The 25,002-nt window shown below is 47.5% G+C and carries 19 protein-coding genes; 16 read left to right on the top strand and 3 right to left on the bottom strand.

What is annotated here, in order from left to right:
* Window positions 1–149: 149 nt before the first annotated feature.
* Both NST47_RS30375 and NST47_RS30370 read left to right on the top strand, forming a co-directional pair.
* Window positions 150–1,262 carry a slipin family protein gene (locus NST47_RS30375; RefSeq protein WP_341158470.1) on the top strand — a complete coding sequence of 371 codons (1,113 nt, stop codon included), beginning with the start codon at window positions 150–152 and terminating at the stop codon, window positions 1,260–1,262.
* A gap of 204 nt (window positions 1,263–1,466) precedes the next feature.
* Window positions 1,467–2,156, top strand: a complete 690-nt coding sequence (locus tag NST47_RS30370; RefSeq protein ID WP_341158469.1) for an MgtC/SapB family protein — start codon at window positions 1,467–1,469, stop codon at window positions 2,154–2,156.
* A 67-nt stretch (window positions 2,157–2,223) separates the two neighbouring features.
* Here NST47_RS30370 and NST47_RS30365 read toward each other — a convergent pair whose 3' ends face one another.
* Window positions 2,224–3,246 carry an alpha/beta hydrolase family protein gene (locus NST47_RS30365; protein WP_445667417.1) on the bottom strand — a complete coding sequence of 341 codons (1,023 nt, stop codon included), beginning with the start codon at window positions 3,244–3,246 and terminating at the stop codon, window positions 2,224–2,226.
* Window positions 3,247–3,553: 307 nt separating this feature from the next.
* Between NST47_RS30365 and NST47_RS30360 the strand changes: the two genes are divergently transcribed.
* From NST47_RS30360 to NST47_RS30325, 8 genes are all read left to right on the top strand, one after another.
* Window positions 3,554–4,105 carry a PadR family transcriptional regulator gene (locus tag NST47_RS30360; RefSeq protein ID WP_341158468.1) on the top strand — a complete coding sequence of 184 codons (552 nt, stop codon included), beginning with the start codon at window positions 3,554–3,556 and terminating at the stop codon, window positions 4,103–4,105.
* A gap of 374 nt (window positions 4,106–4,479) precedes the next feature.
* Entirely contained in the window at window positions 4,480–5,241 is a 762-nt protein-coding gene (locus NST47_RS30355) for an SDR family NAD(P)-dependent oxidoreductase (protein WP_341158467.1), read from the top strand.
* A gap of 4 nt (window positions 5,242–5,245) precedes the next feature.
* Window positions 5,246–6,373, top strand: a complete 1,128-nt coding sequence (locus NST47_RS30350; RefSeq protein WP_341158466.1) for a mandelate racemase/muconate lactonizing enzyme family protein — start codon at window positions 5,246–5,248, stop codon at window positions 6,371–6,373.
* A gap of 35 nt (window positions 6,374–6,408) precedes the next feature.
* Window positions 6,409–7,062: a GntR family transcriptional regulator gene (locus NST47_RS30345; RefSeq protein ID WP_341158465.1), complete on the top strand. Its 654-nt coding sequence runs from the start codon at window positions 6,409–6,411 to the stop codon at window positions 7,060–7,062.
* Window positions 7,063–7,420: 358 nt separating this feature from the next.
* Window positions 7,421–9,256, top strand: a complete 1,836-nt coding sequence (locus NST47_RS30340; RefSeq protein WP_341158464.1) for a glycosyltransferase — start codon at window positions 7,421–7,423, stop codon at window positions 9,254–9,256.
* Window positions 9,253–11,316: an exosporium glycoprotein BclB-related protein gene (locus NST47_RS30335; RefSeq protein ID WP_341158463.1), complete on the top strand. Its 2,064-nt coding sequence runs from the start codon at window positions 9,253–9,255 to the stop codon at window positions 11,314–11,316. Before NST47_RS30340 ends, NST47_RS30335 begins: the two co-directional genes overlap by 4 nt.
* A gap of 116 nt (window positions 11,317–11,432) precedes the next feature.
* Window positions 11,433–13,097 carry an RCC1 domain-containing protein gene (locus tag NST47_RS30330; protein WP_341158462.1) on the top strand — a complete coding sequence of 555 codons (1,665 nt, stop codon included), beginning with the start codon at window positions 11,433–11,435 and terminating at the stop codon, window positions 13,095–13,097.
* A gap of 228 nt (window positions 13,098–13,325) precedes the next feature.
* Window positions 13,326–14,381: an alcohol dehydrogenase catalytic domain-containing protein gene (locus NST47_RS30325; protein WP_341159790.1), complete on the top strand. Its 1,056-nt coding sequence runs from the start codon at window positions 13,326–13,328 to the stop codon at window positions 14,379–14,381.
* Window positions 14,382–14,472: 91 nt separating this feature from the next.
* On the opposite strand, the gene NST47_RS30320 is transcribed toward NST47_RS30325, so the two are convergent.
* Complete coding sequence (locus tag NST47_RS30320) at window positions 14,473–15,573, bottom strand: iron-containing alcohol dehydrogenase family protein (RefSeq protein WP_341158461.1); 1,101 nt, start codon at window positions 15,571–15,573, stop codon at window positions 14,473–14,475.
* A gap of 356 nt (window positions 15,574–15,929) precedes the next feature.
* On the opposite strand from NST47_RS30320, the gene NST47_RS30315 reads away from it, so the two are divergent.
* Window positions 15,930–16,943: an SDR family oxidoreductase gene (locus NST47_RS30315; RefSeq protein ID WP_341158460.1), complete on the top strand. Its 1,014-nt coding sequence runs from the start codon at window positions 15,930–15,932 to the stop codon at window positions 16,941–16,943.
* A 131-nt stretch (window positions 16,944–17,074) separates the two neighbouring features.
* Here NST47_RS30315 and NST47_RS30310 read toward each other — a convergent pair whose 3' ends face one another.
* Complete coding sequence (locus NST47_RS30310; protein WP_341158459.1) at window positions 17,075–17,959, bottom strand: LysR family transcriptional regulator; 885 nt, start codon at window positions 17,957–17,959, stop codon at window positions 17,075–17,077.
* 293 nt (window positions 17,960–18,252) lie between these two features.
* Between NST47_RS30310 and NST47_RS30305 the strand changes: the two genes are divergently transcribed.
* From NST47_RS30305 to NST47_RS30285, 5 genes are read left to right on the top strand one after another with little or no spacing between them, the layout of a single operon-like run.
* Window positions 18,253–19,587, top strand: a complete 1,335-nt coding sequence (locus NST47_RS30305; protein WP_341158458.1) for an LLM class flavin-dependent oxidoreductase — start codon at window positions 18,253–18,255, stop codon at window positions 19,585–19,587.
* A 45-nt stretch (window positions 19,588–19,632) separates the two neighbouring features.
* Window positions 19,633–20,961 carry an LLM class flavin-dependent oxidoreductase gene (locus tag NST47_RS30300; protein ID WP_341158457.1) on the top strand — a complete coding sequence of 443 codons (1,329 nt, stop codon included), beginning with the start codon at window positions 19,633–19,635 and terminating at the stop codon, window positions 20,959–20,961.
* A 44-nt stretch (window positions 20,962–21,005) separates the two neighbouring features.
* Window positions 21,006–22,334 carry an LLM class flavin-dependent oxidoreductase gene (locus tag NST47_RS30295; RefSeq protein ID WP_341158456.1) on the top strand — a complete coding sequence of 443 codons (1,329 nt, stop codon included), beginning with the start codon at window positions 21,006–21,008 and terminating at the stop codon, window positions 22,332–22,334.
* A 42-nt stretch (window positions 22,335–22,376) separates the two neighbouring features.
* Window positions 22,377–24,023, top strand: coding sequence for an ABC transporter substrate-binding protein (locus NST47_RS30290; protein WP_341158455.1), 1,647 nt, complete (start codon window positions 22,377–22,379; stop codon window positions 24,021–24,023).
* A 21-nt stretch (window positions 24,024–24,044) separates the two neighbouring features.
* Window positions 24,045–24,971 (top strand): ABC transporter permease, encoded by a 927-nt coding sequence (locus tag NST47_RS30285; RefSeq protein WP_076233057.1) that lies wholly within the window; start codon window positions 24,045–24,047, stop codon window positions 24,969–24,971.
* The last annotated feature ends 31 nt before the right edge of the window (window positions 24,972–25,002 follow it).

Here is a 25,002-nt window from a genome sequence, read left to right as displayed (position 1 = left end):
TTTACGGGTTGAAGTTAACCCTGTGGCGTTTCACCGAGGCTGCAGACTGAAAGCTGATGTACCCGATTCTTAAGCCAGACTCCGCTCTCGCTTCAGGAGGCTTCCTAAATTAAGAGGTCAAATTCAAAGAAGGTTAAGGAGGATGTCCTATGTTTAAAAAAGTTATCATTCAAACCGGTGAGCGGGGCTTGCTGTTTCGCCAGGGCAATTACATCAAGCATCTGCAGCCGGGAACGTACCGATTTGGTCCATTTTCCGAGGATGCCATTATCATCATGGATGTGGCAAAGCGTTTTTATGTGCCCAACAAGGATGTTCAACTGTTCATTCAGGATGAGCAGCTGCTTAAGGAGCTGACCATCATAGACGTTCAGGATTATGAATATGTGCTGCATTATGAGGATGGGAAGTTTGTCTCGCTGTTGACGGCTGGCTTGTATGTGTTCTGGAACGTGCTGAAGCGCCATACCTGTGTGCGTATCGATACCCGGGAACCAGAGATGGATGCTGCGGTGGAGCGTTCGATTTTGCCGAAGCTGACCGGATATTACCAGACGATTGAGGTTGCAGGGCATGAGGCAGGCGTACTGTATTACAATCATGTGATGCAAAGGGAGCTGCGTCCCGGCAAGTATTACTTTTGGAAGGGTCCTGTTCACGTTGCAGGTAAAACATTGGACTTGCGGCAGCAGCAGCTGGATATGACCGGTCAGGAAATTATGACAGAGGACAAGGTCACGCTTCGTCTGAACTTTGTTTGCCAGTATAAAATTGTAAACCCGCTGAAGTCGCTTGAGATCAAATCGTTCGAGGACCAGATATATATATTGCTGCAGCTGATCTTGCGCGAATATGTAGGTACGCTGAAGCTGGATGACTTGTTGAAAATGAAGCAGGAAATCGCGATCTTCGTACTCTCTGCTCTGAACCGGAGAAGTGAGGATTACGGGGTGCAGTTTCTGTCAGCCGGCCTGAAGGATATTATTTTGCCTGGCGATATCAAGGATATTCTCAATACGGTCCTGTTGGCTGAGAAGAAGGCGCAGGCTACTATTATTACCCGTCGTGAAGAAACGGCCTCAACGCGCAGTCTGCTCAATACAGCCAAGCTGATGGATGAGAACCAGACGCTGTATCGTCTGAAGGAGCTGGAGTTTCTGGAAAAAATCTGTGAGAAAATCGGAACGATTTCACTCACGGGCGGCGGTAATTTACTGGAGCAGCTGAACTCCTTGCTCAGCATAAAGGAATCCAAGCAATAAACCACAAGACGAGAGATGGTCGTTTTGTGGTTTTTTATTGTCCAGCGAAATGAGTCATGCTGCCACGTATTTATCTAATTGTTTCTGACTATTCAATGTCAGGTTTTATTTGATATAATGGAACAATTCCGTCTGGTAGACGATAATAAATACACAACGGCAGCTTCACCAGAGCGGTGATCGTGATTAGAAGGTGGATGTATGATGGAAATTGGTTGGTTTGAGCTTGAAATTTTAATGAAGCTGGGTATATCGGCTATTTTGGGTATGGTTATTGGTGTAGAACGGGAGATTCGCAACAAGCCATTGGGCTTGAAAACCTCGTTGGTTATTTGTCTAAGCAGCTGCTTGCTAACGATTGTTTCCATTGAATCTGCGAACAAATATGCGATAGCCGGACTTCACGTTATGGACCCGATGCGTTTGGCTGCTCAGGTTGTGAGCGGGATCGGTTTCCTGGGAGCCGGTGTTATTCTTCGAAAATCAAACGATGTCATCGTAGGCTTAACGACTGCAGCCATGATTTGGGGAGCCAGCGGCTTGGGGATAGCTGTAGGGGCCGGCTTTTATATTGAGGCCATATTTGGCATGCTGCTCATCCTGGCGAGCGTTGTGGCCGTTCCGTTTTTTATCAAAAAAATAGGGCCCAAAAATTTGACCTTAAAAGAGCTTCGTATCAAGCTTGTTGTACAGCACGAAGGTGATTTGACCAGTATTATCAAGCTGATTATCGCGAAGCACTATAAGATGAACAATATTCATATCAAAGAATTGAGCGCCGAGCAGCAGGAATTGAATTTTATCCTTCTTGTTGAAAAGAAAATTGCCTCGGAGGTCTATTATGAAATGAAAAGCTTGCCTTATATAGAAACGGTAGAGGTTGAAACGTTATAAGCGACTGCCCCTTTTGCGATCCACGCAGAAGGGGTTTTTGCTGTCCGGTCAAGGCGTGCTGATCATTTTATTCATGGATATGAAGCGTCTGGTCCAGCCATTCGAACAGGCGGTAATTGAACAGCAGCAGTGCTCCAAAATGACAATGCTCCTCTGCACCATCCTCTGCGGTGAATTTCATATAGGTTTTGGGACAAGTAAGGGCATCATAGAGCCTTTGGGGCTGTCCGGCGAAAAAATGGTCGGCTTCGGCCTCACAGATCAAGGTTGGACAGATGATTTGTTCAGCAATGCCAGCCAGCGAATAGGGCTCGGTTTTTTGAACAAGCTCCATTAAGGTACTGGCTTGAAAGGTAAACATTCCGTTTTCTATCGCCCAGCGTATGCCGCTGTGTTGGTTCATTATTTTTATAATAACATCCTCAAAGTCCTGAGGCAGCGGGTCCTTTTTTTCATTGGCCTCCATAAAAGGCTTGCCCATTTCGCTGAACCGAAAGGTGAATAAACCGTCATTGGCAATACAAGCGGCAAGTCGATGTTCATAGGCCGCTGCGCGTGGAGCTAGATAACCGCCAAAACTGATACCCATGAGTGCGATTCGATTTGGATCTATTTCGGAACGGGTGCATGCATAATCCACAACGGGTGTAACGACGTGCTCCCAATCCGGACGGAACGGAAGCTGCTGCAGACGAATAGCAGAGCCTTGACCGGGTCCCTCGAACGTAAGGCAGTTATAGCCGCGCTGTATGGCAGCGGCCGCTCCACCCAAATACAGCTCTTCTCCGGTAGAATCGTAGCCACCGTGAATAATGAGAGTAGGACGTGGCTTGTTGGAATGGTCAACCTTATAGAAATACCCTGTAAGAAAAGTCCCCTCATAGGGGATGTTGATTTGTTCAACCGGTGTATCCATAAGCTGAGCGGCTTGCCAGAACGTCATTCGGCTGTTTTCCCATGTGGTCAGAATTCGTGGATCATGGACGTTGCCATGCAGAAAAAACTCCGCTGTACGATAATAATTGGAAGCACGGAGATAAGCTTCGCGGGCACTGATACGCTGACCGGAAGCAAGCGCTGAATCGGCCAATGAATGAACCCGTTCGGCGGTTGACCGCCATTCCTTATACCAGCTTTCAAAATTGCCTTCCTCGATCTTGTAGGCGGTTAGCAGTCATTCCCCGATATCTGCCCCTCCATAGGGCGCATAGCTGAGGGTACGCAGTAATTCAAATGAAAATGTTTGATCGTTAAAAACAAGACGCATGTTGATCTCTCCTCCATGATAAGTTGTAGTTGAATTGTTAATAGGTTAAAATTAACTTATAACAACTGAGTTAATATGTCAATAATAACTTATGTTAAAATTAACTTATAATTTCGAGAGGGATGAATGCATGAGTACAATTCAATATGTATTGCTCAGTTTATTGGCGCGTGAGCCGTTGAGTGGATATGATATGAAGCAGCAAATGGATGGCAGAATTAATCTTTTTTATAAGATCAACAATAATCAACTGTATCCGGTTCTGTCCAAACTGGAGGCGGAGGGTCTGGTGGAGCTGCAATCGCATGAAAGAGAATCGTACAGGCCGGCCCGGAAAGTATATCGAATTACGGAATCCGGGGTTGAAAAACTAAAGGCCTGGGTGCTTGAACCGATTGAGCCTGGTGCTTGGGATGAATTTATTCTCAAACAGTACAGCTCATGGCTGGTGGAGCCGGACAAGATGATTGCGCTCCTGGAGGACAAAAAGCTGGAGCATCAAAGTCGCCTTCACGATTATATAGAAAAGGTTGCCGCGCTGCGTGCGCAACATGAGCGATTAACAAGTGACCACCCGCTATTTTCCTCGATTGCCGTTGTGGAGATGGGGATCGGCTTCGAGCGCAGCTACACGGAATGGTGTGAGGCGATGATCGGGCGGTTGAAGGAAAATCAAATATAAATACAAGCTGAAGCTGCCTATAAAATCATCGATTTTAGCCTAATTTTTATATTGGAGCACAAGTGACCCTCTTGCTGAACGGAAGAGGGTCGTTTATAATTTATTTATAGTAAACTGTTAACAGTTATCCAGTGCTGATACATGCGAAAAAGCTGATTTTGTCGGATGTTCCTTTTGCCGCTGCCTTCCCATCAAGCTATGCTGACCGCCTGCGTGGTCAATACCTCAAGAGAAGCCTTAATGATTCCATTCGTTGCTTTGAAACCTTATTTGTAAGCGCATACTTTAGACTTTCGCCGTATTGGATGTATATCCTTGCCGGTGAGCTACTCGTTAAGAGACTGACTGCGATAATCCAAAGGAGGGCAGTGCCGATGATCACATGGAATTTTGAAAAGCAGGTTGTTGTCATTACGGGGGGGACAAGCGGATTAGGATACGCTTTAACGGAAAGTTTCATTCAAAGCGGTGCCAAGGTGTACAGCTGTGGAATCAATGATGCCAATTTGATACAAGCCAGGGAAACACTGTCGCAGACCTATAAACACGACAGCTTCGATGTTTCCTCTGTTGATGTCAGAGACACGGCCCGACTGAAGGAATGGCTGCAGATGATTGAACGTGAGGCGCAGAGAATCGATGTACTGATCAATGCCGCCGGAGTATGCTCTACCGTAGCGGCAGCCGATGTGGACAATGAGCTATGGGATCGAATGATGGACGTAAATGTAAAAGGAACCTTTTTCGCCTGCCAGGCAGCCGCAGAGTATATGAAGAAGCGGGGTTATGGACGTATTGTTAATGTCAGCTCGATCAGTGCGTACAACGGTGGAACGCTGGTCAGCCCTCCGTATGGAGCTTCCAAGGCCGGAGTAGTGGCTTTGACCAAGTCATTTGCTGCTCTATATTCCCGCTATGGAATTAGTGTGAATGCCGTTTCACCAGGGCCGTTCAAGACAGATATGATTGCCGATTTTACTCCGCAGGGTGTTGCAGGCATGATTTCCAAAACACCGGATGGCCGACTCGGTGAAATAGCGGATGTGGTGCAAAGCATATTATTTTTAAGTGATGCATCAGCCAGTCACATTACAGGAGCTACCTTGGATATCAATGGTGGCTTATACATGAGGTGATGCTATGAAAATCATGAAGGTTGAGCCGATGGGCATGCGTTATATCGAGCCAAATGATGATAACAGCACGCGTTATACGATGCTCGTCCGAATCGAGACGGACAGCGGACTTGTGGGCTGGGGGGAAGGGATAGCGATGTGGCCGGAAGCCGTTAAGGCGGCGGCAGCTTTAATTGATGGTGGTTTGACGGCGCTTGTGATTGGCAAGGACCCACTGGATACCGAACTGCACTGGCAGGTGATGAAAGAGCATGTGTGGTGGTATGGTGGAGATGGCGGAATTGCATCCTTTGCTATCAGCGCTATCGATATGGCTTTATGGGATATTAAAGGAAAGGCTTTACAGCAGCCGCTTTACAAGCTGTTTGGCGGCAAAGTACTGAATAAGCTTCATGCGAATGCCAGCATTCATATCAAATATTTCGAGCATCAAAAAAATGCCGATGAGATCAAGGGCTACATCGATGAAGGCTATCAATCGGTCAAGGTAGGCTTTGGGAAAAAAGGAACTGCGAAGCTGGGTTTAACCGAAGAATACGATATGGCATTCGTCAAGGCAGTCCGTCGCACAATCGGTCCCAAGGTTGGATTTATGGTCGATATCGGGCATAAGGTCAAATGGGATGTCGCACACGCGATCCGAATGACGAAGCAGTTTGCCGAATATGGAATCGACTGGATTGAGGAGCCCTTTGAGCCGAATCAGCTTGCTGATTTTGCCCGGCTCAAGCAGGCCACGGGCTGTCTGCTGGCGTCGGGAGAGCGTGAATCGACGGTGGATGCCTATTCCCGCCTGATCCGGACGGGCTTGATCGATATTGTCGGTATTGATCCTGCACGGTCCGATGGTATTACCGGATTTCTCAAGGTGCTTACTCTTGTAGCCGATGCCAAGATCAAATTCAATACCCATGCCTGGAGTACGGCCTTAACAACCGCCGCCAGTGTTCATCTCTCGATTTCCTCGCCCCATTGCATAATCATGGAGCTTAAGCCGCTTCCAAGCTCCATGCAGCACGAGCTCGTGTATAACCCGATTGTTCAGCAGGATGGCTGGGTGCTGCCTATCGAGGAGCCGGGTCTGGGTGTGGAGGTAGATGAAGAAGCAGTCCGCAAGTATCGGTTCTGTTAAGCGCTTGACGGCAGCTTTCCATAGGAGTGAGTAACATGATTCAAAAGGAAGTTTTATCAGAGAAGGTTGCCAGCTATTTACGTACCCGAATATTGTTAGGCGAGTATCCAAAAGGATTTCATCTGAGTGAAGCACAGTTATCGAAGGAGCTTGCCGTAAGCAGGGGGCCCATTCGAGAAGCGATCCATCTGCTTGAGAACGAAGGATTGACTGAAACTCCGGGAAATGGCCGAACGTTGGTGAAGGGATATGGCAAGCAGGATGTAAAGGATTTATTTCAGCTTCGATGTATGCTGGAAGCCTTGGCGATTCGCAGCTTGATTGAACAGGGAAACCATCATGGTTTATCTGGTGTACAGGGAGTCCAGCAAGCTATGGAAGCCAGCACTTCCAAATCAGATACGATTCGATTGGATATCGAGTATCATTATCAAATCGTGAAAGCCGCAAGCAACCGTACGCTGCTCAATATGTGGCTGATGATCAAAGGCTTGACGAGTGCTTTAATAGAAATGACGACAGGGACTTACGGGGATATCGGTTTTGTTGTTCATAGTCATGCAGATATTACGAAAGCGTTATTAGCGGGTGAGGCTGATGAAGCGATTCACCTGCTGAAGGGGCACTTGGAAATAGGCCAGCAGATGATTATTTCTTATTTGGAGGGTCAGTCACAGGAACCGGTATAGTCTGGAGGCGCTCCTCTGGCTCTATCTATCTATCTGTAATTACTTTGTATGCAATAATCAGAAAAAACCTTCATTTCAATACAGAGATGAAAGGTTTTTTTACTATTCAGATAGGTAGTTATGGAATTGCAAATTTTGTAAAATTGTCAATGGACGCATGCCAAGGATTCTCATTGGAAGGCAACTACGTTAGCTGCTGGGGCATTTTCTTTCATAATTCTTTCAGTACGATATGTTAATGTATATTTTATGAGAATATACCCTATAATTTTTTGATATCTGAATGAACCATGTCGATTTGTATTAAATATGTAGAATGATATCGGAAATAATTCATAACTCTTCAAGGGGCGTATATATGAGGATTAGCATTATTTTGTTGGCGCAGCAAGAAGAATTGTTGGCAGAGTGCCTGTCTAGAATCCGGCTGTATACGGAAGTTCCCTATGAATTGATTGTCATAAATGATGGAGCTTCTAACAAGATTGCCCAGCGGTTGTTGACCAATGATATTAAGGTGATCACAAATCTGGAGTTTGCAGGTGTGGCAAAAGGCTATAATCAAGGTGCTGCAGCAGCTACGGGAGAACGATTGGTGTTCATTCGAGATCATATGGCGGTATCGGAAGGTTGGTTGAACAGACTCTTCTCGTGTTTGGACAGGCATGAGGATGCAGCAATGGTAGGCCCTGTGTGCAATGATGTCAGTGGTATGCAAAAAACTCCATTTCATTGCGTTAGTATGGAGCAACTGGACAACGCTTCCAAAGCGCTGGCAATCACAAAAACAGGTCAAGCTCAAAAAGTCACGAGATTACTCAGCCATCTTCTGATTATAAACAGTGATATATTTCAACGACTGGGGGGATTTGACGAGCGATTCGAACTGGAAACGTATGAGGATGATGATATTTGTTACCGTGTACTCCAGGCTGGTTACAGCGTGTATATAGCCGAGGATTGTTTTGTTCGCTATATCGCACCTCCCCCTCTAATGGCGAATGATCCCGATTGGTATAGGCGGCAGCTTGAGCGCAACAAAGCAGCTGCATGGAACAAATGGGGATTCGATATTACAGAAGCGTTACTCCATTGGAAAAGACAGGTCACGGTGAGCTTGTGCATGATTGTGAAAAATGAGGAACAAACATTGGATAGATGTTTGGCAAGTGTTCGCGATTTTGTAGATGAGATCGTTATAGTGGATACTGGCTCAACGGACAAGACAAAAGAAATCGCATCACGATACACAGACCGAATAGTTGATTTTGAATGGGTTGATGACTTTGCCAAAGCAAGAAACTACGCATTTAGCTTGGCTACTCAGGAATATGTACTTTGGCTGGATGCAGACGATATCGTTCTTCCAGCCGATGCTGAGAAATTTAAAGCTATTGTGTCCAACCTGGAATGGAATACGGATTCTGTATCAATGCACTACAATCTTGCTTTTGATGATGCTGGCAATGTGACGACTAGCCTGCGCAGAAACCGTTTAGTAAAGCGGGAAAGAGGCTTTCGATGGATTGGGATGGTTCATGAATACTTGGAGGTAAGTGGGCATGTTGTATACTCCGATATTTGTATCACACATGACAGAAAACATAAGAATTCAACCCGAAACCTGAATATTTACGAAGCGCGATTGCAGGCAGGCGAGGTTTTCACAACACGTGATATGCTATATTTCGCTAATGAATTATCAGATAACGGACAATGGGAACGAGCCATTGCCACCTATGAACAGTTTCTGCAGCGTTCTGACGTTTGGATTGAAGATAAAATTACTGCTTGTGGACGTACAGCGGATAGTTTGATGGAGCTGGGGCGTCTAGAGGAAGCCAAGACGAAAGCACTCCAAGCCTTTGCGTATTCGCTGCCAAGGGCCGAGCATTGCTGCAAGCTGGGATTATATCATATGAAGGAGGAACGATACGAAGAAGCCATTTATTGGTACAAGCAGGCTTTGACGGCGCCCAAACCGGTCGAGCCGAATGCTATGATTGTGCATGCTTGCTGGACATGGCTGCCGCACCTTCAGCTGTGCGTTTGTTACGATCGTTTAGGACAGCCAGAATTAGCGCGTATTCACAATGATTCGGCAGGCATATTCGTGCCAAGTGACAGCAGTGTGCTGGCGAATAAGCAATATTTCAATAAAGTATTTCAAATTAATGGAGGTAATCATCAATGAAATACAAAAATTCAACGTTTATAAAGTCAGTTATGGCATTAATGGTAGTCAGCCAGTTTACCGCGATGTTTCCGAGCTTTGGTTCCTTAAAATATGGGGTGGCCGAAGCAGCTGCATTCTCAGATGTGGACTCCTCCTCATGGGCATACAAATACATATCAAAGCTAGCTGCGCTTGGCGTAGTTGAAGGATATGAAACAGGCAAGTTTAATCCGAATAGCCCGGTCAGCCATCAGGAAGCAGCCATTATGGCGGTTCGATTTCTCGGGTTGGAGGAGGCTGCACCTAAGTCTGCTGAGCTCACGTTGAAAGTCGATCCCTGGGCGCAGAACTGGGTTAAGCTTGCACTAGAGAAAGGGCTGCTTGTAGCAAGTGAAGAAGCACAGCCTGCAGGCATTGATTGGGGGAACCAAACCGCGAGCCGCGAATGGATAACAAGGATTGTCGTTAGAGCTATGGGCAAATTTGACGAGGCTACAGCACTGGCCAGTAAGGCAACATCATTCAGTGATGCTTCCGATATATCAAGCTGGGCAGTCGGTTACGTGAATGCAGCGGTACAGTATCAAATAATTAGTGGATTTCCTGATCATACATTTAAGCCAAAGCAGACACTAACACGTGCCCAATTGGCGACGATATTCAGCAATGCTGAAATATTTGTTAACAGCCAGACCAATCGGATAACCCGCGGGAATATTGTTGAGATGACTCGGACTAGTGTCACCGTACTGAACAGCGCCGGAGCCAGAGTCGTATATCAGTTGAATCCAGACTCTATTGTCTACGGTCAGAGTGGACCGGTATCGACAATTCCCGTCGGTCATGCGGTAACGATCGTACATAATGGAAGTAATGCGTTTTTTGTTGAAGCAACAACTGAGAGTGCCATTCCTGCGCCAGTAACGCCACCAGTTCTAGGAGTGGCTGGAGGTAAAGGCGATAAGGGTGATGTGGGTCAACAAGGTGAAAAAGGTGAAAAGGGTGAACAAGGCGATAAAGGTGAACAAGGCGATAAAGGTAGCTCGGGTAATATAGGTTCGAGAGGTGCGGATGGACAGACGGGTGCAACAGGAGCAGATGGAGCAGTCGGGCCACAAGGACCACAAGGACCACAAGGCATACAAGGAGCCACAGGATCAGCTGGGGTTGGATTTAATGGAATAGTGGCATTCGATCCAACAGAAGCTCCTACCTATACCGCAACTCAGGTAGTAGCACATAATGGCAGCACCTATGTTTCGAAAGTTGCAGCACCGACAGGAGTGCCTGGAATATCTCCAGACTATACACTGGTAGCAGCGGCAGGTGTTACGGGTGCAACAGGAGCAGATGGAGCAGATGGACCACAAGGCATACAAGGGATAACAGGGCCGACAGGAGTAACAGGGGCTACGGGAGCAATCGGAGTTACAGGAGCAGATGGAGCAGTCGGACCAGTGGGACCAGCCGGACCGGTCGGGCCACAAGGGCCACAAGGCATACAAGGAGTAACGGGGCCAACCGGAGCTACAGGCGCAGCTGGTGCAAGTGCGATTATCCCCTTTGCGTCTGGTACACCGATCACAATGACAACCATCGCGGGTGGATTGGTCGGCACAACAAGCTTGGTAGGGTTTGGATCTTCCGCAACGGGAATTCAGAATACTGGAGGCACAATAGATCTTACTGGTTCGAGTTCGGGTCCAAATATTAATTATGCATTTATAACTCCACGTGCGGGAAAAATCACATCGATTTCTGCATTTTTTAGTAACACTAATACTACAACACTTATAGGCACAACGATAACTGTCCAAGCTCAATTGTTTAGATCAGCCGGTCCCACAGCTGACAATACATTTACTCCGGTACCAGGAGCTGTAGTAACATTATCTCCAAGTGTGGATGGAATAGTTTCTTTAGGGTCTGTATCAAGTGGGAATGCAACGGGCTTAGCTATACCCGTAGCGGCTGGAGACCGTTTTATATTGGTATATTCCGCAACAGCCACAGGACTCACTCTCATAAATACAGTAACCGGATATGCAAGTGCCGGAGTTGACATTGCCGGAGAATGACCAGTTTAATTGATGATTAGACAGATACGCGGTGATAAAGACTATCGCCAATCGTTGTCCGGAATAAGCTTGGTAACCGATAAGGATGCCAAATAATGGGGAGGGTTGCATACTTTATGAAAAATAAGCCTTTGATAAGTTTTATTATGATGACAGCTCTCATACTCAATCCAATTGCAATAATCAATCAGGTACAAAGCAGTCCTGGCAATCCGGATATCTCATTAAGCTCTGAGGGTATTGTGGTTGAGTCCGGCAACAGAGTAGAGCGCGCTGAGGTAACGGTGCAGTATGCTGCTTACAATTCGGGTGCTGTTAACCAGAACGTATATGTTGTCCCACAGGTGAAGGAGCCACAGCTTGAAATCGTTGTCCCGCCAAGCGTAGTTCCTGTAGTGGTGTTACCAACCGATGCAGCGGCGCCAAGCGTACCGTTCCTGAAATTGACCGGAAGCACAGCGGATAGCGTGAGCCTGGCATGGACTGCAGCAACGGATAATATCGCTGTCACAGGTTATGAGGTTTACAAGGGCGCATCTTCAGTAGCAAATGTGACCTATGGTACACTCGAAACAACTATTACTGGGTTGGCTACGGGTTCAACTTATCGCTTTATGGTCAAAGCGAAGGATGCGGCAGGAAATGTATCAGCGGCAAGTAATGAAGTGACACTTAGCCTTCTTGACGCTCAATTGCAAATAACGCCAAAAATTTCGATGGGCAGCTTTAACGCTTCTCACACTATAGCTGTTAACAATAACGGCACAGTGTGGGAATGGGGAGGCTACAGGCTTGGAATCATAGGAAGTGATAAGGTTATTTACAGCCTAATTCCATCAAAGGTAACAGATTTGGATTCTGTAAGCTCCGTTTCTGTTGGCCAGAATCACTCGCTTGCTTTAAAGCAGGACGGTACGGTATGGGCATGGGGAAATAATGAAGTTGGTCAATTAGGTAACGGTACGGTCGAACCGAAGCTGGTACCGACTCTAGTGCCGGGACTTAGCAATGTCATTGCGATACAAGCGGGGCAGCAGCATTCGTTGGCTTTGAAAAGTGATGGAACGGTGTGGGCTTGGGGCTTAAACGCATATGGTCAGCTTGGTGATGGTACGATAGTTGATCGACTAACACCGGTTCAAGTAGTTGGATTAAGCTCGATTACTTCCATTTCGAGCGGCGCTTTTCATAGTTTAGCTGTTACAAGCGATGGCACTGCATTTGCATGGGGGTTCAATGCATTTGGCCAGCTGGGTGATGGAACGCTTGAGAATCGCTTAGCACCTGTGAAGATAGCGGGCTTAAGCGGGATAACAACCGTGTCCGGCGGACTTTATCATAGTATCGCTCTGCAAAATGATGGCACAGTATGGACCTGGGGACATAATGGGGAAGGTGAGCTGGGCGATGGCACCGTGATTTCTCGCTTACAGCCTGTTCAGGTATCTGCCTTAGCCGCTGCAACACAAATTTCTGCCGGTGGCCTACATAGTATGGCCTTGGGATCGGACGGCACCATATGGACCTGGGGATATAATGCATACGGCCAACTGGGTGATGGTACGAAAACTGCAAGGTTGCTCCCTGTTAAAGTGGTGACTCAAGTAGCTGCAGGCTCTTTGTCCGCTGGATATATGAGCAGTAGTGCGCTTAGCCGTGAGGGCACTTATCTCACATGGGGATCCAACGATATGGGTCAATTGGGTAACGGTTCAATTGTGGGTTCTACAAGTCCTATTCAAGCTAATGCATTGGTTGCAGTAGAAGCTAAAGGCAACTGATTACACGAACTATGCAGGATAAGCTATCCCCTTGTAGGTGCCTTATGCTGGGATGTTAGCAGTCTGCCGATCCCGATTTTATTATTGAAGACTTCATAATTGAAGTCTTCTTTACTTTAATTTAAGTTATTATTTGTGTAATATGAAGTAAAGCTAGAACACATTGCCAAAAGGACACCATACAGACTGGAGGATCTACAATTGGAACAAACTCAAATTCCTGAGAAAATGAAAGCTCTGGTCGTCTATGGAATAGGTGACTACAGGCTTGAAACGGTTGATGTGCCCACAGTGGGCGAAGGGGAGATTTTAATTAAGGTAGAGGCCTGCGGCATTTGTGCCAGCGATGTCAAAACCTTTTTGGGTGCGCCCAAAATTTGGGGTGGTGACGGCAATCCGCCTTATATTCAAACTCCAGCGATACCGGGCCATGAATTTGTCGGCCATATCGTAAGTATGGGACCGGGTGTGAAGGGTGATTTTAAAGTAGGTGATCGGGTCATTTCCGAGCAGATCGTGCCCTGCTGGGACTGCCGATATTGTAATACGGGCAAATACTGGATGTGCCAAAGGCACGATATTTATGGCTTTCAAACCCATGTGAATGGCGCTATGGCTGAATATATGAAATTTCCGAAGGAAGCGATCAATTATACGATTCCGAAGGAAATTCCGATTGAAAAGGCAGTCCTTATAGAGCCGTATGCCTGCTCCAAGCATTGCGTCGATCGGGCGAATATCGGCAATGAAGATATTGTGGTGCTGGCAGGAACAGGAACCTTGGGACTTGGCATGATAGGCGCAATTAAGCTGAGAAACCCCAAAAAGCTCGTTGTACTCGATATGAAGGATGATAGATTGGAGCTCGCGAAAGCTTTTGGCGCTGATATTACGATCAATCCATCCAAAGAAAATGTAAAAGAAATGATCATGAATATGACGGACGGCTATGGCTGTGATATTTATATTGAGGCTACAGGGCATCCGGCCAGCGTCAAGCAGGGACTGGAAATCGTGCGCAAGCTGGGAACCTTCGTAGAGTTTAGCGTGTTTAAGGATCTCGTAACAGTCGATTGGAGCATTATAGGGGACTCCAAGGAATTGAATATTTACGGCGCCCACCTAAGCCCATATTGCTATGAGTCGGTGATTGAATGGATTGGCAGCGGAAAGCTGCCTACGGACGGGGTGGTCACGCACCAGCTCGGTCTTGAGCAATGGCGGGAAGGTTTTGAGATGATGGAGAAGGGTGATCCGTGTATAAAGGCGATCTTGATCCCTTAGAAGCAAAGGCAGTTTTAAGAAAAATATTTGATTGTGGATATACCAAAAGCAGTCCCAGACCGAATTGCGGTAGAGGGACTGCTTTTGTCTGCTAATTGCTCTCCAGCTTTACCTTTTCACCAAGCGCATGAGCAGCTTGAATCGCCGCATACACATTATCATGGTGGACCGGGAAGGGAAGATAATGAATAATTTCGTTCAGATCACAGGCTCTTTGGGCACTCAACCTTATTTCGTGATCCCGCACTTCGGTACAGCCCATATCAAACAGACTGACGGGCAGACCGATCACCTGATAGAAACGCATCAGCTCAACAATTTGCTCCTCGGATTTGTTCTCCAGCATCAGCTGACACAAAATGCCGAAGGCAACCAGCTCACCATGATAGGTACCGTGAATTTCATCGATACACGTCATTCCGTTATGAAAAGCATGGGCTCCCGAGCCTCTGCATGTATGGTGGCCAATACCTCCGACAAGTCCGGCCAGTAAAATATTCGTATCGATAATTTGCCGAATGGCGTCACCGGCGAGACCTTGTTTACTTTCACTAATCGCCTGTTCGCTGAATTCCATCAGCAGATCCCGTGCAAGCTCAGCTGTTTTTAGACCGAGACGGGTTTTGGCGTTTTGAAATTTACCTTCATTGATGGGGTAGGCCTCGTACCACTTCGCCAGTGTATCACCGATTCCAGCAATCAAATACCGATAAGGAGCCTCTGCGATAATTTGCGGATCTACCAGCGTCAGCACAGGGCACCAATCATAATACTCCATCCCCAAATACTCATGACCGGGCTTGTACATAATGGACAGTGGAGTCGTAGCTGCGCAGGTGGAGGCCAGTGTAGCTATGGTTGCCATTTTAATGCCAGTACGGTGAGCGACAACCTTGGCTGTGTCCATGCACTGCCCGCCACCAACGGCAACGATCAAATCCATATGCTCAGGTATGAGCGCCATGATGCGCTCGGTTTCCTCATAGGTGCATTCACCATTAAAGGTGCACAAGTGAAATTGAAGCGCATTCATTTCCAGGCTTGCTTTAATCTGCGGTCCCGCTTTCTGCCAAGCAGTTTTACCCGCAATGATCAGAATTCGCTTTCCGAATTTCCCCAACCATTCCCCGGACAATTGTAAAATGTTCGGTTCCTGAATATAAACCGTTGGATACGCCATTGACACCAGCATAATATTAGATTCCTCCTTAGCGTTTGAGTGGAGCACACCATTCATAAGCATTTACCGACTTAGGACAGAAAACCTACTTCATAACATCCGCGGAGTTTGCTTCCGCAAAACTCACATCGCAAGCACCCACTGTTTTTCAATAATTTGACATTACAATCCTTTATAATAAAATGGGTTTAGTACTATTTTACTTCAAGTGGGCCTGCATATGTTATTATTATTTTGAAAGTCATACACGTTAAAGCTTCCTGATGGAAGCTCAGTAAACGCTTACGATGCAAGCTTCCAGATGGAAGCTCAAGCAAATGCTTACGATGCAAGCTTCCTAAAGGAAGCTTTGAGGAGGGAAAACGAACATGAAAGTTTTGTTTATTGGAGGCACGGGGTTAATCAGCCAGGCAGTTTCCAAGCTGACCGTGGAAAAAGGTTTCGATTTATACTTGTTAAACCGCGGGCAGCGGAATGATTTTGTCCCGGATGGTGCTCATGTGATCAAGGCAGATATTCGGGATGCAGCAGCTACGGCGGAGGCGTTAAAGCCATTTGAGTTCGATGTCGTCGTAGACTGGATTGCGTTTACTTCGGATCATGTTCGGGTAGATGTAGAGCTGTTCAAAGGCAAAACATCCCAGTACATATTTATCAGCTCGGCCTCGGCCTATCAGAAGCCTGCTACCCAGTACCTGGTGACGGAATCGACACCGCTTGCCAATCCATTCTGGCAGTATTCTCGGGATAAAATTGCCTGTGAGGAATTGCTGATGAATGCATATCGCAATGAGAGCTTCCCGATCACAATTGTACGTCCGTCTTATACATATGGGGATACGATGATTCCATCCGCACTGAACAGCTGGAGCCATCCGTGGTCTCTGGTGGACCGGATGCGCAAAGGCAAAAAAATCGTCGTACACGGAGATGGAACATCTCTTTGGACGATGACTCATAACACCGATTTTGCCAAAGGCTTTGTTGGATTATTAGGCAATCCTACAGCAATCGGACATGCCTTCCATATCACCTCCGACGAGGTGCTGGATTGGAATCAAATCACTCGATCCATCGGGGCAGCAGCAGGAATTAAGCCGGATATTGCTAATATTTCCTCTGAATTTATAACGGCGTTCTCCCCTGATAGTGTCGGTGGTCTGCTGGGTGATAAGGCAGTGAGCAGTGTATTTGATAACAGTAAAATCAAACGCTTCGTTCCCGGCTTTGTGGCAACCGTTCCTTTTCATGAGGGGATCAAACGGACTGTAGAATGGTTCGAAGGACACCCGGAGAAATGCACCGTGGACACAGCCTGGAATGAACTGATGGATCGGATTGTCGAGGCCCACGAGGCAGGACGGCTGCGAGCCAACAGCTAATCATCTGCTGGAAGCTTTGCATACGATTTGAATATAAGCTGGTAAATAATAAGCTGACAATGCAGTCGGTCTCCCCGAGAGACAGGCTGCATTTTTTACCTATCTACATAATATTTATCTGTCTGCGCTACCTAAACCGCCAACAGCCCCACCTTCAACGCATCAAGCAGCTTCTCAACAGCAGAGCTGAATAACGAGCCCTCCTGCTTTCTTAGAATACCCGTTACCAGTCCTGAGTCCAGATCCTGAATGTTCTTAAGCACGGTTCCAGCAGGTGGAGGAAGGACGGTAATCAGCGGTACGACGGCAACCCCAAAATTAGCCTGCACATAATACTTGAGCGCGGCCATATTCCCTATCTCCATCCCATTGTAAGGACTGCCCCCCTTTTCCAACAGGCAGCTTTCCAGCTTTTTGCGATAGGGGCAGACGGAGGTCGTGATTAACAAGGTTTCATTCTGAAGATCGTGAAGATAGATATGTTCCTTACCGGCGAGGCTGTGATTTTCGGGTATGAGCAGTCCAAGCTCCTCTATAAACAACGGCTCGAAGGTGCTGCTAAGACCGCTTTCGGGAGTCGTGCAAATAGCCAAATCGATTTCATCATCAGCGAGCATCTGGCTCAAAACCGTTGTGTTCCCGATCTGGATGCTGATCTGTACCTTGGGATACTGCTGCAGGAACGGACCCAATATTTGCGGCAGCCGATAGCTGGCTGTTGGTTCCATCGCGCCGAAACGGATCACGCCGGTCTCACCCTTAATAAACTCGTTCATCGTATTGCTCAGAAAAGCGTAGTCCTTGAGCAGCAAATCCGATTTTTCATGAAACAACCGCCCGGCTTCCGTCAATCGAAGCTTTTTTCCGCGTTCCAGCAGCTTGACGCCAAGGTCCATCTCCAGCTTTTGAATATGCATAGTGATCGTGGACTGGCCATACTGCAGTTCATCTGCTGCTCGTTGAAAGCTGCCCAGCTTGACGATGGTTTGAAAGGTTTTAATGGTACGCAGGTCCATGTCGGTTTTCTCCTTTGCCGATACTTCAAAATAAGTGATGGAATAGTTCTTTTTTTTCAATTGTACAAAATCAAAATAGTTATGTATATATATCTAAAGAATATATTTAATTAAACCAACAGGAATACTTGAATATTAGCTTAGGCTTTATTGTAGTTCATAAAAAGTGAATAAAAGCATCATGTATTTCGATTTTACAATAAAAAGCGGATGAGGTATGATTTGTATTAATTAATAGTAATTCAATCGGAATAGTTATTATTTAACGTAAAACAAAATTGGGAGGTATTCAAATGACAAAACACAAGAAATTAAAGCTGGGTGCAATGATTCATGGAGTCGGAGGTGGATGGGCGGATTGGCGGCATCCCGATGCGCTTCCGGACGCCAGTGTGAATTTCGGATTTTATAAGGAGCAGGCACAGATTGCTGAGGCAGGCAAATTCGATTTTGCCTTTATTGCGGATAGTGTATCGATTAATGAAAAATCGAGTCCGCATTATATCAATCGTTTTGAACCGTTGACGATTTTGTCCGCTTTGGCGGCAGTCACAGACCACATCGGGCTGGTTGCCACCTTAACCGCAAGCTACAGCGAGCCGTTCACGGTAGCCAGACAGTTCGCCTCTCTGGATCATATCAGCCATGGAAGGGCAGGTTGGAATGTCGTCACCTCCTGGCTGTCGGGAAGTGCGGATAATTACAGTAAAACCGAGCATCCTTCTCACGAAACACGCTATCGGCTGGCCAAAGAGCATTTGGAGGTTGTACAGGGCTTGTGGGATTCGTGGGAGGATGACGCGTTCGTTCGCAACAAAGAAACCGGCGAATTTTTTGATAAAAGCAAGCTGCACACGCTGAATCACAAGGGAGAGTTTTTCTCTGTGAAGGGTCCGCTCAATATTGCCCGCTCCAAGCAGGGACAACCGGTTATTTTCCAGGCGGGAACGTCTGATGATGGAAGAAATTTTGCTGCCCAGAAGGCGGATGCCATTTTTGCGGGACACGAAAATATTGAAGAAGCCAAGGCATACTACAAGGATCTGAAACGTAGAGTCGTTGCTTTTGGACGGTCTGCGGATGATGTTTCGATTTTACCGGGTATCGGTCCTATTGTCGGTCGCACGGAGGAAGAGGCGGAACGCAAATTCCAGCAGAAGCTGAATCTTGTTAACATCGAAGATGCGATTATTTCACTGGGACGCCCCTTTAACGATCACGATTTCTCGGTATATCCGCTGGATGAGCCATTCCCGGATTTGGGTGACCTGGGCAACAACAGCCAGCAGGGCGGCTCACAAAAAATTAAACGAATTGCCAAAGAAGGAAATTTGACGCTGCGTCAGGTTGCGCTCAGGCTGGCAACGCCAAGATCGACCTTTGTCGGTACGCCTGAAAAAGTAGCGGATACGATCCAGCAGTGGATTGAGGAGGAAGCATCTGACGGTTTCATTGTCAGCTCGGCTATTCCCGGCGGCTTGAAGGATTTTGTTGAGCTGGTCGTGCCGATTTTGCAGGAACGTGGATTGTACCGCTCCGAATATGATCAGGACACGCTGCGCGGGAATCTGGGACTTGAGGTTCCGGTTAACCGCCATACAAAGGCCAAAGCCGGCATAACGGTTTAACATAGTCGATGTTCATAAAGTCTATCCAACCTGGAGGTTATCTATATGGCGAATCAGAGAAAGTTGAAATTGGGTGCTCAGCTGCATGGAGCAGGCGCCAGCTGGTGGGATTGGAGACATCCCGAAGCGTTCAGCGACGGCAGTATTAATTTTGAATTTTACAAGCAGCAGGCCAAACAGGCGGAAGCGGGCAAATTCGATTTTCTGTTTGTTGCCGATAGTGTCTACATTACGGAAAATTCCAGTCCGCATTATCTGAATCGCTTCGAGCCCTTGACGATCCTGTCTGCACTCGCTGCGGTTACGGACAAAATCGGAGTTGTAGGTACCTTAACGGTCAGCTACAGTGAGCCGTTTACGGTAGCTCGGCAGTTTGCTTCGTTGGATCATATCAGCCACGGCCGGGCCGGTTGGAATATTGTGACCTCCTGGCTGGAGGGAAGCGCCAGCAACTACAGTAAAGAGAAGCACCTGGATCATGATGTCCGCTACAGGCTTGCTGAGGAATATTTAGAGGTTGTGAAGGGCTTGTGGGATTCGTGGGAGGATGACGCATTTGTGCGGAATAAGGAAACCGGCGAATTTTTTGATAAAAGCAAGCTGCATACCTTGAATCATAAAGGCGAGTTCTTCTCGGTGAAGGGTCCGCTTAACATATCCAGATCGAAGCAGGGCCAACCGCCGATTCTGCAGGCCGGAACCTCGGAGGACGGAAGAAATTTTGCAGCAAAAAACGCAGATATCGTATACGCGGGCCATCAATCCTTCGAAGAAACCCAGCAATATTATAAGGATCTGAAAAAACGTGCGATTGCCTTTGGAAGATCGGCTGACGATATTTCGATTATTCCGAACATACGACCGATTATCGGACGTACCCGGGAGGAAGCAGAGCAAAAGTACCAGACCTATGCCAATCTGGTGACGATAGAGAATGCATTAATAGCGCTCGGACGCCCGTTTAACGATCATGATTTTTCAGTTTATCCACTCGACGAGCCATTCCCTGATCTGGGAGAGCACGGTGCCAACAGCCAGCAGGGCAGCTCTGAACGGATCAAAAGAACAGCCAAGGAGCAGAATCTGACGCTGCGCCAGACCGCGCTGCTGTTCTCGACTCCGAGAGGCGAATTTATCGGAACACCGGAGCAGGTGGCGGATTCGATCCAGAAATGGTTCGAGGAAGGGGCAGCGGATGGTTTTATAGTAGGGACAGGGACAACAGGTGCCTTGAAGGACTTTGTGGAGCTGGTGATACCCATTTTGCAGGAGCGTGAGCTGTTCCGCACGGAATACGAGCATGATACCCTGCGCGGACATTTGGGTCTGCAGGTTCCTGTGAATCGTTACAGTAAAGTGAGTGTGACCCCATAATCATGATTGCAAGCTTTCTATAAAAACTTTTAGGAGGTACACATATGGCTCATTCAAGAAAAATAAGACTTGGTGCAACGATAACTGGTGTAGGCACTTCCAAGCATGGCTGGAAGCATCCTGATCTGAATGGAGATGAAAGTGTCAGCTTTGCGCATTTCAAGAAAATCGCGCAAAAGGCTGAAGCCGGCAAATTCGATTTCGTGTTTATTGTCGATAGTCCTTATATTACCGAAGGCTCGGCACCACACTACCTGAATCGACTTGAACCACTGACGGTGTTATCGGCGCTTGGCGCTGTGACTTCAAAGATCGGATTGGTGGGCACGCTGACTGCCTCCTTTACAGAGCCATTTACGGTAGCCCGGCAGTTCGCTTCACTGGACCATATCAGTCATGGCCGTGCTGGTTGGAACGTGGTTACGACCGGACTGGAGGGCGCAGCCCAAAATTACAGCAAAACCGAGCATTTCGATCATGAGGTTCGCTATAAAAGGGCAGAGGAGCATCTTGAGGTCGTCAGAGGTTTGTGGGATTCATGGGAAGATGACGCTTTTGTGCGCAATAAGGAAACGGGCGAATTTTTTGATAAAAGCAAGCTGCACACCTTGAACCATAAGGGCGAGTTCTTCTCAGTCAAGGGCCCGCTTAACATTGCTCGCTCTAAGCAGGGGCAGCCGGTTATTTTTCAGGCTGGGGGTTCAAGCACAGGACGGGATTTAGCCGCCAAAAGCGCAGATGCGATTTTTACAGGTCATGAAAATATCGAAGAAGCGAAGGCTTTTTATGCGGATATCAAGCAGAGGGCTGCGGCATTTGGTCGAGCCTCAGAGGAAATTCTTGTGTTTCCTGGCATAGGACCGGTTATTGGACGGACGCAGGAGGAAGCAGAAAGCAAGTTTCAGGAAATTGTCGGCCGTGTCAATCTGGAGGATGCGTTGATACAGCTTGGGCGTCCATTCACTTACCACGATTTCACACAGTATCCGCTGGATGAACCCTTTCCGGAGCTTGGCGATCTCGGCAGCAACAGCTACCGCAGCGCAACGGACCGGATTAAACGAATCGCAAAGGAAGAGAAGCTGACACTTCGCCAGACGGCACTGCGGTTCGCAACGCCAAGAAGCAGCTTTGTTGGCACACCGGAGAAGGTAGCTGATACGGTGCAGCGCTGGTTCGAGGAGGGCGCAGCAGACGGCTTTATTATTGGTTCTGCGCTTCCAAGCAGCCTACAGGATTTTGTAGAGCTGGTCGTGCCGATCCTGCAGGAACGGGGACTGTTCCGCGATGACTACGATGGAGACACGCTGCGCAACCATCTCGGTTTGTCATTTCCGGTTAACCGCAACAGTATACAGAAAGTCACTGTGTAGACGATAGTCCATAGGCTAATGCCTTTATACCGGAGGGAATTTATGAAAAAACAGAAAAAATCGGTACTCCAGCTCACCGCATTTATACTTAGCATGTCTATTCTGATATCGGCCTGCAGCAATTCGGATGCCGGCAAAGGCAGCCAGGCGGGGGCAGAGCCCGGGAAGGTTACACCTGGTGGCGAGCTCGTATGGGCATTGGCAGGAACGGTGTCCAATGACAGCCTGGATGCACATAAAGCTGGCTTTGCCCCGACTACACGCGTCATGAGGTCTTTGTATGACAGTCTGGTAGTGGAACTGCCCGATCACTCGATTCAACCATGGCTGGCTGAATCGTGGCAAATCTCGGAGGATAAGAAAAGCTACACCTTCAAGCTTCGCAAGGATGTGAAGTTTCACGATGGCACACCGTTTAATGCGGAGGCCGTCAAGTTTAATTTTGATCGCATCAAGGATCCTGCTACAAAAGCGTCGATATCCATTAATGAAATCGGACCTTATGTATCAACCGATGTGATCGATGAGTTTACGGCCAAAATTAATTTCGCTACGCCGTACGCGCCGTTTCTGGTCAATGCCGCCAAAGTCGACCTAGGATTTGTATCTCCGGCAGCCGTTAAAAAATTTGGAGACAAATATCCGCAAAATCCGGTTGGCACCGGACCGTTCAAGCTATCGTTACTTACCCCAAGCTCGCAGGTCGAGCTGGTCAAAAACCCGGATTATAACTGGGGTCCAGCGAACGCCAAGCATCAAGGTCCGGCTTATTTGGACAAAATCACTATCAAATATGTGGAAGAAGAGTCGACTCGGGTTAGCGTTCTGCAAAGCAAGCAAGCACAAGCGGCTGACATCATTCCTCCGCAAAATCTGGTCGCCTTGAAAGCTGACAAAAATTTTAACGTCCTGGAAACGGAATTGATTCAAGCGAATCACCAGCTATATTTTAACCAAACGAGGGAGCCATGGAACAATCTGAAGGTGAGAGAGGCCGTACGCTCGGCGCTTGATCTGGATTCTGCCATCAAGACGATTTACCTGGGAACCTCGAAGCAGGCATGGTCCCCTCTGTCGCCCCAAACCTTCGGTTATGATGCGTCGTTGGAGAAATCATGGAAGTATGACCTGAAAGGCGCCAACGAAACGTTGGAATCCTTAGGCTGGATTAAAGGTGCTGATGGCTATCGCGTCAAAGACGGCAAGAAGCTGATTATTGAATTCCTTGATACGCAGGGCAATCGCGAGAAGCGATTGGATTTGCTATCGATCCTGACCCAACAGCTGAAGCTTGCAGGAATCGAGCTCAAGCTGATCTCGCTTCCGTCAGGAACGTATTCGGAGCGCAGTCTGAAGAACGATTATGATTTGCTGGCCGGAAGCCAGTTTTCAGGAGATCCGAATGTGCTGCGGCAGCTGTATTCGACCAAGGGGCCGTCCGGTAAAAATAATTCAACAAGAACGAATGACCCTCAGTTGGAGCAACTGCTGGAGGATGGTTTGCTGGAAAATGATACAGCCAAACGGATAGACATATACAAAAAGGTACAGCAGCACATCATTAAAAATGTCTACTCGATCCCAACCTATGTGTTCCAGTATTCTTTTGCAACCGTAAAGGAAGTCCAAGGGATTACCTTTGATTCCCCGGCATGGCCTGTGTTCTATGATGCATGGATTCAAAAATAAATAAGTGAAGGTGAAGCGGATATGGCAGGTTATATTGTAAGAAGGTTACTCGTGTCGATTCCCGTCATTCTGGGAACGTTGACACTGGTGTTCCTGATCATCCACTGGCTTCCGGGAGACCCGGCGGTGATGCTTGCCGGAGACGATGCCGCACCTGACCGTATCGAATTTTTGAGACAGCAGCTGGGACTGGACCGTCCGCTATGGCAGCAGTATTTATCCTATATATGGAGCAGTGTCCAGGGAGATTTCGGTACCTCGTTTGCCAACAGCCAGCCGGTGCTGAACCGGTTGATTGCGCAGATGCCGGCAACGTTGTCGCTGGCTGTGCTGAGCACGCTGTTCGCTGCCGTAATTGGAGTTGTGCTGGGCATCCTGTCTGCTGTATATAAGAATCGTTTCATGGATTATGTGATTCGATTGGTGAGCCTGCTTGGCGTGTCCATGCCCTCATTCTGGGTAGCGATTTTGCTGATATTGATATTTTCGGTGCATTTTCAATTATTGCCTGCGATTGGGAACGGTAGCTTTAAGCAGTTGATTCTTCCGGCGATAGCATTAGGCATTTCAGGTGCAGGGACACTGATCCGTATGGTTCGCAACAGTGTGCTGGAGGTTATCGGCGAACAGTTTGTGCTCACCCTCAGAGCCAAAGGACTTTCTGAAAGGGTTGTTCTTTATCAGCATGTGCTGCGAAATGCGCTGCTGCCTGCACTGACGATACTTGGCATTATCGTCGGTAATATGCTATCTGGTGCTGTAGTCACAGAAACCGTCTTTTCCAGGCAAGGCTTAGGTAAAATGGTCGTTGATGCCATCAACCAGAAGGACATACCGGTCATTCAGGCAGCTGTATTGATTACGGCAGTCATTACGATTCTCGTCAATTTGCTGGTTGATATTTCGTATTCCTATGTGGACCCTCGAGTGCGCAAATCACGCAGTTAGCCGAAGGAGTCGGCACAGGAACGGGATACGC

The organism is Paenibacillus sp. FSL H8-0034 (assembly GCF_038000305.1).
Classification (GTDB): domain Bacteria; phylum Bacillota; class Bacilli; order Paenibacillales; family NBRC-103111; genus Paenibacillus_S.
The sequence above is the reverse complement of the archived record's forward strand: the minus strand, read 5'-3'. Positions and strand labels throughout refer to the sequence as shown.

Coding starts and splice junctions, on each gene's coding strand:
- NST47_RS30345 (WP_341158465.1), top strand. CDS start 6,409: ATGATTCAAAAGGAAGTTTTATCAGAGAAGGTTGCCAGCTATTTACGT.
- NST47_RS30300 (WP_341158457.1), top strand. CDS start 19,633: ATGGCGAATCAGAGAAAGTTGAAATTGGGTGCTCAGCTGCATGGAGCA.
- NST47_RS30285 (WP_076233057.1), top strand. CDS start 24,045: ATGGCAGGTTATATTGTAAGAAGGTTACTCGTGTCGATTCCCGTCATT.
- NST47_RS30370 (WP_341158469.1), top strand. CDS start 1,467: ATGGAAATTGGTTGGTTTGAGCTTGAAATTTTAATGAAGCTGGGTATA.
- NST47_RS30340 (WP_341158464.1), top strand. CDS start 7,421: ATGAGGATTAGCATTATTTTGTTGGCGCAGCAAGAAGAATTGTTGGCA.
- NST47_RS30320 (WP_341158461.1), bottom strand. CDS start 15,573: ATGCTGGTGTCAATGGCGTATCCAACGGTTTATATTCAGGAACCGAAC.
- NST47_RS30350 (WP_341158466.1), top strand. CDS start 5,246: ATGAAAATCATGAAGGTTGAGCCGATGGGCATGCGTTATATCGAGCCA.
- NST47_RS30310 (WP_341158459.1), bottom strand. CDS start 17,959: ATGGACCTGCGTACCATTAAAACCTTTCAAACCATCGTCAAGCTGGGC.
- NST47_RS30315 (WP_341158460.1), top strand. CDS start 15,930: ATGAAAGTTTTGTTTATTGGAGGCACGGGGTTAATCAGCCAGGCAGTT.
- NST47_RS30335 (WP_341158463.1), top strand. CDS start 9,253: ATGAAATACAAAAATTCAACGTTTATAAAGTCAGTTATGGCATTAATG.
- NST47_RS30325 (WP_341159790.1), top strand. CDS start 13,326: ATGAAAGCTCTGGTCGTCTATGGAATAGGTGACTACAGGCTTGAAACG.
- NST47_RS30290 (WP_341158455.1), top strand. CDS start 22,377: ATGAAAAAACAGAAAAAATCGGTACTCCAGCTCACCGCATTTATACTT.
- NST47_RS30360 (WP_341158468.1), top strand. CDS start 3,554: ATGAGTACAATTCAATATGTATTGCTCAGTTTATTGGCGCGTGAGCCG.
- NST47_RS30355 (WP_341158467.1), top strand. CDS start 4,480: ATGATCACATGGAATTTTGAAAAGCAGGTTGTTGTCATTACGGGGGGG.
- NST47_RS30375 (WP_341158470.1), top strand. CDS start 150: ATGTTTAAAAAAGTTATCATTCAAACCGGTGAGCGGGGCTTGCTGTTT.
- NST47_RS30295 (WP_341158456.1), top strand. CDS start 21,006: ATGGCTCATTCAAGAAAAATAAGACTTGGTGCAACGATAACTGGTGTA.
- NST47_RS30330 (WP_341158462.1), top strand. CDS start 11,433: ATGAAAAATAAGCCTTTGATAAGTTTTATTATGATGACAGCTCTCATA.
- NST47_RS30305 (WP_341158458.1), top strand. CDS start 18,253: ATGACAAAACACAAGAAATTAAAGCTGGGTGCAATGATTCATGGAGTC.